Source organism: Klebsiella sp. LTGPAF-6F (assembly GCF_001753185.1).
Taxonomy (GTDB): Bacteria; Pseudomonadota; Gammaproteobacteria; order Enterobacterales; family Enterobacteriaceae; genus Klebsiella; species Klebsiella michiganensis.
Genome location: NZ_CP017450.1, coordinates 4,702,336 through 4,713,806 on the forward strand (window position 1 = coordinate 4,702,336; position 11,471 = coordinate 4,713,806).

At 52.6% G+C, this 11,471-nt stretch carries 6 protein-coding genes, 1 tRNA gene, 2 rRNA genes and 1 other annotated feature (1 of these 10 running past the window's edge); of the genes, 3 read left to right on the forward strand and 6 right to left on the reverse strand.

The genetic code is table 11. The features are described from left to right. Nucleotides 1-56: 56 nt before the first annotated feature. The 6 genes from BJF97_RS21810 to rluD all read right to left on the reverse strand — a co-directional run bounded on the left by BJF97_RS21810 (nt 57) and on the right by rluD (nt 9,825). Nucleotides 57-3,073 (reverse strand): 23S ribosomal RNA (locus tag BJF97_RS21810). Nucleotides 3,074-3,263: 190 nt separating this feature from the next. Next, nucleotides 3,264-3,338, reverse strand: a tRNA-Glu gene (locus BJF97_RS21815). 87 nt (nt 3,339-3,425) lie between these two features. Then, nucleotides 3,426-4,964: ribosomal RNA gene (locus BJF97_RS21820) — 16S ribosomal RNA — on the reverse strand. The 16S and 23S rRNA genes sit together here with 1 tRNA gene alongside, the layout of an rRNA operon. A 451-nt stretch (nt 4,965-5,415) precedes the next feature. Further along, on the reverse strand, nt 5,416-7,989 hold the full coding sequence (gene clpB, locus BJF97_RS21830; RefSeq protein ID WP_014226431.1) for an ATP-dependent chaperone ClpB: 2,574 nt from the start codon (nt 7,987-7,989) through the stop codon (nt 5,416-5,418). A gap of 127 nt (nt 7,990-8,116) precedes the next feature. Continuing rightward, on the reverse strand, nt 8,117-8,848 hold the full coding sequence (gene yfiH, locus BJF97_RS21835; protein ID WP_014226432.1) for a purine nucleoside phosphorylase YfiH: 732 nt from the start codon (nt 8,846-8,848) through the stop codon (nt 8,117-8,119). Beyond that, entirely contained in the window at nt 8,845-9,825 is a 981-nt protein-coding gene (gene rluD, locus BJF97_RS21840; protein WP_032694814.1) for a 23S rRNA pseudouridine(1911/1915/1917) synthase RluD, read from the reverse strand. Before rluD ends, yfiH begins: the two co-directional genes overlap by 4 nt. Nucleotides 9,826-9,957: 132 nt before the next feature. On the opposite strand from rluD, the gene bamD reads away from it, so the two are divergent. The 3 genes from bamD to pheL all read left to right on the forward strand — a co-directional run bounded on the left by bamD (nt 9,958) and on the right by pheL (nt 11,457). Continuing rightward, nucleotides 9,958-10,695, forward strand: coding sequence for an outer membrane protein assembly factor BamD (gene bamD, locus BJF97_RS21845; RefSeq protein WP_004853303.1), 738 nt, complete (start codon nt 9,958-9,960; stop codon nt 10,693-10,695). A gap of 271 nt (nt 10,696-10,966) precedes the next feature. After that, nucleotides 10,967-11,302, forward strand: a complete 336-nt coding sequence (gene raiA, locus BJF97_RS21850) for a ribosome-associated translation inhibitor RaiA (RefSeq protein WP_004104616.1) — start codon at nt 10,967-10,969, stop codon at nt 11,300-11,302. 106 nt (nt 11,303-11,408) lie between these two features. After that, nucleotides 11,409-11,471 (forward strand) — a sequence feature (Phe leader region); it runs 62 nt beyond the window's last position. Continuing rightward, nucleotides 11,410-11,457 carry a pheA operon leader peptide PheL gene (gene pheL / locus BJF97_RS34355; RefSeq protein ID WP_101706155.1) on the forward strand — a complete coding sequence of 16 codons (48 nt, stop codon included), beginning with the start codon at nt 11,410-11,412 and terminating at the stop codon, nt 11,455-11,457. It overlaps the preceding feature by 48 nt.

The following is an 11,471-nucleotide window of genomic DNA, read 5'->3' on the forward strand; positions in this document are numbered from 1 at the left end:
GTAATCAATGCTGAAATTGTTGTCTTCTCAAATCGCCAAAACATCTTCGGCGTTGTAAGGTTAAGCCTCACGGTTCATTAGTACCGGTTAGCTCAACGCATCGCTGCGCTTACACACCCGGCCTATCAACGTCGTCGTCTTCAACGTTCCTTCAGGACCCTTAAAGGGTCAGGGAGAACTCATCTCGGGGCAAGTTTCGTGCTTAGATGCTTTCAGCACTTATCTCTTCCGCATTTAGCTACCGGGCAATGCCATTGGCATGACAACCCGAACACCAGTGATGCGTCCACTCCGGTCCTCTCGTACTAGGAGCAGCCCCCCTCAATTCTCCAGCGCCCACGGCAGATAGGGACCGAACTGTCTCACGACGTTCTAAACCCAGCTCGCGTACCACTTTAAATGGCGAACAGCCATACCCTTGGGACCTACTTCAGCCCCAGGATGTGATGAGCCGACATCGAGGTGCCAAACACCGCCGTCGATATGAACTCTTGGGCGGTATCAGCCTGTTATCCCCGGAGTACCTTTTATCCGTTGAGCGATGGCCCTTCCATTCAGAACCACCGGATCACTATGACCTGCTTTCGCACCTGCTCGCGCCGTCACGCTCGCAGTCAAGCCAGCTTATGCCATTGCACTAACCTCCTGATGTCCGACCAGGATTAGCTGACCTTCGTGCTCCTCCGTTACTCTTTAGGAGGAGACCGCCCCAGTCAAACTACCCACCAGACACTGTCCGCAACCCGGATTACGGGCCCACGTTAGAACACCAGCCATTAAAGGGTGGTATTTCAAGGATGGCTCCATGCAGACTGGCGTCCACACTTCAAAGCCTCCCACCTATCCTACACATCAAGGACCAGTGTTCAGTGTCAAGCTATAGTAAAGGTTCACGGGTCTTTCCGTCTTGCCGCGGGTACACTGCATCTTCACAGCGAGTTCAATTTCACTGAGTCTCGGGTGGAGACAGCCTGGCCATCATTACGCCATTCGTGCAGGTCGGAACTTACCCGACAAGGAATTTCGCTACCTTAGGACCGTTATAGTTACGGCCGCCGTTTACCGGGGCTTCGATCAAGAGCTTCTCCGCGAGGATAACCCCATCAATTAACCTTCCGGCACCGGGCAGGCGTCACACCGTATACGTCCACTTTCGTGTTTGCACAGTGCTGTGTTTTTAATAAACAGTTGCAGCCAGCTGGTATCTTCGACTGATTTCAGCTCCACGAGCAAGTCGCTTCACTTACCATCAGCGTGCCTTCTCCCGAAGTTACGGCACCATTTTGCCTAGTTCCTTCACCCGAGTTCTCTCAAGCGCCTTGGTATTCTCTACCTGACCACCTGTGTCGGTTTGGGGTACGATTTGATGTTACCTGATGCTTAGAGGCTTTTCCTGGAAGCAGGGCATTTGTCACTTCAGCACCGTAGTGCCTCGTCATCACACCTCAGCGTTGATAACGTTCCGGATTTACCTGGAACATCCGCCTACATGCTTAAACCGGGACAACCGTCGCCCGGCCAACATAGCCTTCTCCGTCCCCCCTTCGCAGTAACACCGAGTACAGGAATATTAACCTGTTTCCCATCGACTACGCCTTTCGGCCTCGCCTTAGGGGTCGACTCACCCTGCCCCGATTAACGTTGGACAGGAACCCTTGGTCTTCCGGCGTGCGGGTTTTTCACCCGCATTATCGTTACTTATGTCAGCATTCGCACTTCTGATACCTCCAGCAACCCTCACAGGCCACCTTCAACGGCTTACAGAACGCTCCCCTACCCAACAACACATAGTGTCGCTGCCGCAGCTTCGGTGCATGGTTTAGCCCCGTTACATCTTCCGCGCAGGCCGACTCGACCAGTGAGCTATTACGCTTTCTTTAAATGATGGCTGCTTCTAAGCCAACATCCTGGCTGTCTGGGCCTTCCCACATCGTTTCCCACTTAACCATGACTTTGGGACCTTAGCTGGCGGTCTGGGTTGTTTCCCTCTTCACGACGGACGTTAGCACCCGCCGTGTGTCTCCCGTGATAACATTCTTCGGTATTCGTAGTTTGCATCGGGTTGGTAAGTCGGGATGACCCCCTAGCCGAAACAGTGCTCTACCCCGAAGATGAGTTCACGAGGCGCTACCTAAATAGCTTTCGGGGAGAACCAGCTATCTCCCGGTTTGATTGGCCTTTCACCCCCAGCCACAAGTCATCCGCTAATTTTTCAACATTAGTCGGTTCGGTCCTCCAGTTAGTGTTACCCAACCTTCAACCTGCCCATGGCTAGATCACCGGGTTTCGGGTCTATACCCTGCAACTTAACGCCCAGTTAAGACTCGGTTTCCCTGCGGCTCCCCTATACGGTTAACCTTGCTACAGAATATAAGTCGCTGACCCATTATACAAAAGGTACGCAGTCACCCCACCCCAAAACGCTCCACTGCCTGATTCTGGATGTTGAACGTCGCTTACGCTCCGTTAACCGTCCATCATGCTGTCGTTACGCATTTTGCGCACCACGTAAAGCGAAACGCTTTGGTGGTGGGGCTCCTACTGCTTGTACGTACACGGTTTCAGGTTCTTTTTCACTCCCCTCGCCGGGGTTCTTTTCGCCTTTCCCTCACGGTACTGGTTCACTATCGGTCAGTCAGGAGTATTTAGCCTTGGAGGATGGTCCCCCCATATTCAGACAGGATACCACGTGTCCCGCCCTACTCTTCGAGTTCACAACCTGTGCGTTTTAGTGTACGGGAGTATCACCCTGTACCCTGCGACTTTCCAGACGCTTCCACTAACACACAAGCTGATTCAGACTCCGGGCTGCTCCCCGTTCGCTCGCCGCTACTGGGGGAATCTCGGTTGATTTCTTTTCCTCGGGTACTTAGATGTTTCAGTTCCCCCGGTTCGCCTCGTTAACCTATGTATTCAGTTAACGATAGTGCAACGAATTGCACTGGGTTTCCCCATTCGGACATCGCCGGCTGTAACGGTTCATATCACCTTACCGACGCTTTTCGCAGATTAGCACGTCCTTCATCGCCTCTGACTGCCAGGGCATCCACCGTGTACGCTTAGTCGCTTAACCTCACAACCCGAAGATGTTTCGTGAAACATCTTCGTGTCGCGAAAATTTGAGAGACTCGAACACACATTAACTGTGTGTCGTTTCAATTTTCAGCTTGATCCAGATTTTTAAAGAGCAAATATCTCAAACGTCACCCGAAGATGAGTTTTGAGATATCGGTTGGTTGTGCCTTTCACTCACAGCCAGCAAGTGGCGTCCCCTAGGGGATTCGAACCCCTGTTGCCGCCGTGAAAGGGCGGAGTCCTAACCGCTAGACGAAGGGGACACGAGGTGTCGCGACTTCGCAGCCGTCTTGCTTCTTTACATCTATCAGACAATCTGTGTGAGCACTACAAAGGCAGGTTCTTTAAGGTAAGGAGGTGATCCAACCGCAGGTTCCCCTACGGTTACCTTGTTACGACTTCACCCCAGTCATGAATCACAAAGTGGTAAGCGCCCTCCCGAAGGTTAAGCTACCTACTTCTTTTGCAACCCACTCCCATGGTGTGACGGGCGGTGTGTACAAGGCCCGGGAACGTATTCACCGTGGCATTCTGATCCACGATTACTAGCGATTCCGACTTCATGGAGTCGAGTTGCAGACTCCAATCCGGACTACGACATACTTTATGAGGTCCGCTTGCTCTCGCGAGGTCGCTTCTCTTTGTATATGCCATTGTAGCACGTGTGTAGCCCTACTCGTAAGGGCCATGATGACTTGACGTCATCCCCACCTTCCTCCAGTTTATCACTGGCAGTCTCCTTTGAGTTCCCGACCGAATCGCTGGCAACAAAGGATAAGGGTTGCGCTCGTTGCGGGACTTAACCCAACATTTCACAACACGAGCTGACGACAGCCATGCAGCACCTGTCTCAGAGTTCCCGAAGGCACCAAAGCATCTCTGCTAAGTTCTCTGGATGTCAAGAGTAGGTAAGGTTCTTCGCGTTGCATCGAATTAAACCACATGCTCCACCGCTTGTGCGGGCCCCCGTCAATTCATTTGAGTTTTAACCTTGCGGCCGTACTCCCCAGGCGGTCGACTTAACGCGTTAGCTCCGGAAGCCACTCCTCAAGGGAACAACCTCCAAGTCGACATCGTTTACAGCGTGGACTACCAGGGTATCTAATCCTGTTTGCTCCCCACGCTTTCGCACCTGAGCGTCAGTCTTTGTCCAGGGGGCCGCCTTCGCCACCGGTATTCCTCCAGATCTCTACGCATTTCACCGCTACACCTGGAATTCTACCCCCTCTACAAGACTCCAGCCTGCCAGTTTCGAATGCAGTTCCCAGGTTGAGCCCGGGGATTTCACATCCGACTTGACAGACCGCCTGCGTGCGCTTTACGCCCAGTAATTCCGATTAACGCTTGCACCCTCCGTATTACCGCGGCTGCTGGCACGGAGTTAGCCGGTGCTTCTTCTGCGGGTAACGTCAATCGACAAGGTTATTAACCTTATCGCCTTCCTCCCCGCTGAAAGTACTTTACAACCCGAAGGCCTTCTTCATACACGCGGCATGGCTGCATCAGGCTTGCGCCCATTGTGCAATATTCCCCACTGCTGCCTCCCGTAGGAGTCTGGACCGTGTCTCAGTTCCAGTGTGGCTGGTCATCCTCTCAGACCAGCTAGGGATCGTCGCCTAGGTGAGCCGTTACCCCACCTACTAGCTAATCCCATCTGGGCACATCTGATGGCAAGAGGCCCGAAGGTCCCCCTCTTTGGTCTTGCGACGTTATGCGGTATTAGCTACCGTTTCCAGTAGTTATCCCCCTCCATCAGGCAGTTTCCCAGACATTACTCACCCGTCCGCCACTCGTCACCCGAGAGCAAGCTCTCTGTGCTACCGTTCGACTTGCATGTGTTAGGCCTGCCGCCAGCGTTCAATCTGAGCCATGATCAAACTCTTCAATTTAAGTTTGATGCTCGTGAATTAAACTTCGTAATGAATTACGTGTTCACTCAGAGACTTGGTATTCATTTTTCGTCTTGCGACGTTAAGAATCCATGTCACTTTGAGTGCCCACACAGATTGTCTGATAAATTGTTAAAGAGCAGTGCAACGCGGCTTTCGCTCACCGTTGCGAGGTGGCGTATATTACGCTTTCCTCATTCAGAGTCAAGCGTTTAATTTCGCTTTTCTCTGCCGGCATTCATCGCTGAATCCCGCTGACCCGGCGGGCTGTAAGCCGTTGTTCCGTGTCAGTGGAGGCGCATTATAGGGAGTAATTCTGAAGTGGCAAGAGGAATTTCAAAAAAAAACTCCATCCGCTTATTTTTCAACCAAAGCTGCAGCTGAGAATACATTATCGCCTGGTTTTTAAACAAAAACGAGCCCGGCGGGCCCGTTTTTGCTGTTTTGTGATTTACTGCACTGCCACTATCCGGTCGTTTTTCACAACCAGCTGCACTTCTTTACCCGGTATTAGCTCACCAGAGAGAATCTGCTGCGCCAACGGGTTTTCGATCTGCTGCTGGATAGCACGTTTCAGAGGACGTGCGCCATAAACCGGATCGTAACCGTTTTCGCTCAGCAGCTTCAGTGCCTCATCAGAGAGGTGAACTTCATAGCCGCGTTCCTCAAGTCGTTTATACAACCGCTGCAGCTGAATCTGCGCAATAGAAGCAATGTGTTTTTCACCTAACGGGTGGAATACCACCACTTCATCAATACGGTTGATAAACTCCGGCCGGAAGCTTTGGCTAACCACGCCCAGAACCAGCTCTTTCATGTGGCTATAGTCCAGGGCACCAAAACGTTCCTGAATGAGATCCGAACCGAGGTTAGAGGTCATGATGACGACCGTATTGCGGAAGTCGACCGTTCTCCCCTGCCCGTCAGTCAAACGTCCATCGTCCAGTACCTGCAGCAGAATGTTAAAGACATCCGGATGCGCTTTTTCCACTTCATCCAGCAGGATGACGGAATAAGGACGACGGCGGACCGCTTCAGTGAGATAGCCGCCTTCTTCATAACCGACGTATCCCGGAGGCGCCCCAACCAGACGTGAAACGGAGTGTTTCTCCATAAACTCTGACATGTCGATACGTACCATCGCATCGTCGCTATCAAACATAAAGTTGGCCAGCGCTTTACAGAGTTCTGTTTTACCTACACCGGTAGGGCCCAGGAACAGGAACGAGCCGATTGGACGATTAGGATCGGATAATCCGGCACGGCTACGGCGGATCGCATTCGATACCGCTTCGACCGCTTCGTTCTGACCAATGACGCGACTATGCAGCTCCTGCTCCATACGCAGCAGCTTCTCACGCTCGCCTTCCAGCATTCTGGCCACCGGGATACCCGTCCAGCGAGCCAGCACTTCCGCGATTTCCGCATCCGTAACTTTATTACGCAACAGACGCATCGTCTTGCCTTCGGATTGCGTTGCCGCCGCCAGCTGTTTTTCCAGCTCCGGGATTTTGCCATACTGCAGCTCGGACATCCGCGCCAGATCGCCGACGCGACGCGCCTGCTCAATAGCGATTTTCGCCTGTTCCAGCTCAGCCTTAATCGTCTGGGTTCCGGAGAGCGATGCTTTTTCAGCCTTCCACTCTTCTTCTAAGACTGAATATTGACGTTCTTTATCGGCCAGCTCCTCATTCAGCATATCCAGCCGCTTAATGCTGGCTTCATCAGACTCTTTCTTCAGCGCCTGCTGTTCCAGCTTGAGCTGAATGATGCGACGGTCGAGTCTGTCCAGCTCTTCCGGTTTTGAGTCAATCTGCATCCGAATGCTGGATGCAGCTTCATCGATCAGGTCGATAGCTTTATCCGGCAGCTGTCGGTCGGCGATATAGCGATGAGACAGCGTGGCTGCCGCAACAATCGCCGGGTCGGTGATCTGCACGTGGTGGTGCAGTTCATAACGTTCTTTCAGACCACGCAAAATCGCAATGGTATCTTCAACGGTCGGCTCCGCCACGAATACTTTCTGGAAACGACGTTCCAGCGCGGCGTCTTTCTCAATGTACTGGCGATATTCATCCAGCGTCGTAGCGCCCACGCAGTGCAGCTCACCGCGCGCCAGCGCCGGTTTCAGCATGTTACCGGCGTCCATTGCGCCATCCGCTTTACCCGCACCCACCATGGTGTGCAGCTCATCGATAAACAGGATGACGTTGCCTTCCTGCTTGGCGAGGTCATTCAAAACGCCTTTTAAGCGCTCTTCAAACTCACCGCGGTATTTGGCACCCGCCACCAGCGCGCCCATATCGAGCGCCAGCACCCGGCGCCCCTTCAGCCCTTCCGGCACTTCACCGTTGACGATCCGCTGCGCCAGCCCTTCAACAATGGCCGTTTTACCTACACCGGGTTCACCAATCAGCACCGGGTTGTTTTTGGTACGGCGCTGCAGAACCTGAATCGTACGACGAATTTCTTCATCGCGGCCAATCACCGGGTCAAGCTTGCCCTGCTCAGCACGTTCGGTCAGATCGACGGTAAATTTTTTCAAGGCCTGACGTTGGTCTTCGGCTCCCTGATCGTTCACGCTTTCACCTCCGCGCATTTGTTCGATCGCCTGACTCACGTTGGCGGTTGTGGCCCCGGCGGATTTTAAAAGGTCGGTCAGCGTGCCGCGTGATTCAAGCGCTGCCAGAACAAACAGCTCTGACGAAATAAAGTTGTCCTTTCTCTTTTGCGCCAGCTTGTCGCAAAGGTTCAGAATACGCACTAAATCCTGGGACGGTTGAACATCGCCGCCGGTACCTTCCACCTGCGGCAATCGGCTCAACGCCTGTTCAATATTGGTGCGCAACTCTCCGGCATTGATGCCCGCCGAAGTTAATAAAGGACGTATCGATCCCCCTTCCTGATTCAGCAAGGCGCTCATAAGATGAAGAGGTTCGATGAATTGGTTGTCGTGCCCGAGTGCAAGGGACTGGGCATCGGCAAGAGCAAGCTGGAATTTATTGGTAAGACGATCCAGACGCATAACTCCTCCCATAACAGGTCAAATTTGCTACTGGAGATTAAATGAGGTCATCCCTCAATTATTCAAGGTTAAAGACCTGAACTATGCAAAAATAAGTTTGCCTTCTGGATCGTCTTAGTTCGGGAGGTTATATCAGCCAGATGAAACTTGCCATACGACCCGTCGTCTTGTCGCGACGATAAGAGAAAAAATCATCTTTTTCGCTGAGGGTACAGCGGTCACCGCCAAAAATCTGCTCAACGCCAACGCTCGCCAGCCGCTGACGCGCAAGCTGATAGATATCAGCAAAATACTTTTCACCTGCAGGACGAAATGCGCGCTCCGCCTGAGTATCTTTTGCCATAAAGGCCTCACGCACCTCCGGACCAACCTCAAACGCGTCCGGCCCAATGGCGGGCCCAAGCCAGGCCATGATGTTTTCCGGTTTATCGGCAAAACAGGCCACGGTTTCTTCCAGCACGCCTTCACAAAGGCCCCGCCAGCCGGCATGAGCAGCCGCAACTTCCGTTCCCGCGCGGTTGCAAAAAAGCACCGGCAGGCAATCAGCGGTCATCACCGCGCATACCGTACCCGGCACATTGCAGTATGAAGCATCAGCACGCTTTGACTCGTACGGCCCGCCGTCGAGCTTTAACACTGCCGTACCGTGAACCTGCTCCAGCCACACCGGGTATGACGGAAGACCGCCAGCGGCGAACATACGCCGACGGTTCTCTTCTACGTGCTGCAGATTGTCTCCGCAATGGGCACCGAGGTTAAGTGAATCGTATGGCGACAAACTCACCCCGCCAGCGCGCGTGGAACTACAGGCTGCCACGCCTTCCGGCATTGGCCATTGCGGTACAATCAGTTTAGTCATAGCCAGTCAATATCGTCTTTATGGGTTTCAAAATCAGCGCGCATGGCATCAATCAAATCAACCATATCCTGGGGAATTGGCGCATGCCATTCCATCTCAATGCCGCTCATCGGATGGTATAAACGCAGCATGGTGGCATGCAGGGCCTGGCGATCGAACTTACGCAGAGCGGTGATGAACTCTTCCGATGCGCCTTTAGGCGGACGCGGGCGCCCGCCATAGACCTGATCGCCCACCAGCGGGTGAGTGATGTGCGCCATGTGTACGCGAATCTGATGCGTACGGCCAGTCTCCAAGCGCAAACGCAGACGAGTATGAATGCGAAAATGCTCCATGATCCGATAGTGCGTCACCGCAGGTTTTCCCATGGGATGTACCGCCATATGCGTACGCTTGGTCGGGTGGCGGCTAATCGGTTCTTCCACCGTTCCGCCAGCGGTCATGTGACCAATCGCCACCGCTTCATACTCGCGGGTGATTTCGCGCAGCTGCAGGGATTCCACCAGGCGGGTTTGCGCCGGAATGGTCTTCGCGACCACCATCAAGCCGGTGGTGTCTTTATCAAGACGGTGCACGATCCCCGCACGCGGCACGTCAGCAATGGCCGGATAGTAGTGCAACAGCGCATTCAGCACAGTACCGTCAGGGTTGCCCGCGCCAGGGTGCACAACTAAATCGCGCGGTTTATTAATTACGAGGATGTCATCATCTTCATAAACGATATTGAGCGGAATATCCTGTGGTTGGAAACGGACTTCTTCTTCGATTTCAACATCGATAGCAATCGTTTCTCCCCCCAGCACTTTCTCTTTCGGCTTGTCGCTGACGCTGCCGTTTACCAGCACTCTCTGGTCAAGGATCCATTCTTTTATGCGCGAACGCGAATAATCCGGGAACAATTCGGCCAAAGCCTGATCTAAGCGTTGTCCGAGTTGATTTTCGGACACCGTTGCGTTGAGTTGTACTCGTTGTGCCATATACAGCTTCTTCGTTTTAACGTTGGGTTTTACGGCTTTGCCGTTTAATATAGTGTGCTATTGTAGCTGGTCTTAATCGGGAGCAGGAACAGAGATTCTCCCGCATAAACATTTTGAGGAAGTCAAAACGTCATGACGCGCATGAAATACCTGGTGGCAGCAGCCACACTGAGCCTGGCTTTGGTGGGTTGCTCTGGCTCAAAGGAGGAGGTGCCCGATAATCCGCCGAATGAGATCTACGCGACCGCTCAGCAAAAGCTGCAGGACGGTAACTGGAAACAGGCAATAACGCAACTGGAAGCGTTGGATAACCGTTATCCCTTTGGACCTTATTCCCAACAGGTACAGTTGGATCTGATTTATGCGTACTACAAAAACGCCGATCTGCCGTTGGCTCAGGCAGCTATCGATCGCTTTGTGCGCCTGAACCCTACCCATCCTAACATTGATTACGTCATTTATATGCGTGGTCTGACAAATATGGCGTTGGATGACAGTGCGCTGCAGGGCTTCTTCGGTGTCGATCGTTCTGACCGCGATCCACAACACGCGCGCGATGCCTTTAACGACTTCTCCAAACTGGTTCGTGGCTATCCTAACAGCCAGTACGCTACTGACGCCTACAAGCGTATGGTGTTCCTGAAAGATCGTCTGGCGAAGTACGAACTGTCGGTCGTGGATTACTATACCGATCGTGGCGCATGGGTTGCGGTCGTTAACCGCGTAGACGGCATGCTGCGTAACTATCCGGATACGCAGGCCACCCGCGACGCGCTTCCGAAAATGGAAAACGCCTACCGTCAGATGCAGATGAACGCGCAGGCTGACAAGGTTGCGAAAATCATCGCGGCTAACAGCAAGAACACCTGATAGCCCTTAGATAAGCAAAACGGCAGCCGAGTGGCTGCCGTTTTTTTATTCGTTAAATTGTTAAGCTGAAGCGGTTTAGCGCCGAGTTAACTCATCAAATATGGCTCTCTTTCTTCCATTCCACAAGTAAAATCTCACCTGTTCCTGTCCTGTCTCACAAAACAGATTTGTTGACAAAAAGTGACAATAAAATGTGATTTAAATCACGCATTTTGACATTAGGCGAGGTATGCTGAGTTTACCAAGACGGGAAAGACAAGAGGTAAAATTTATGACAATGAACATTACCAGTAAACAAATGGAAATTACTCCGGCAATCCGCCAGCACGTCGCAGACCGTCTCGCCAAACTGGATAAATGGCAAACCCACTTAATTAACCCGCACATCATCCTCTCTAAGGAGCCGCAGGGTTTTGTCGCTGACGCAACCATCAATACGCCAAACGGGCACCTGGTCGCCAGCGCACGGCACGAAGACATGTATGCCGCAATTAACGAATTGATCAACAAGCTGGAACGGCAGCTCAATAAAGTGCAACACAAAGGGGAAGCCCGCCGCGCCGCAACGTCGGTGAAAGAGGCTGGCTTTGTGGAAGAAGAAGAGTAATCCTTAACTTAAGCTTGTGTCATGCCACGCGCCTTCGGGCGCGTTTTTTATTGACAGAGTGAAAACAGTACAGGTACTGTAATCCCCACTAACTCAAGGAATTCATCGTGAAACTGATCCCGTTTTTCTTCGCATTCTTTTTTACCTTCCCCTGAATGGGAGGCAATTC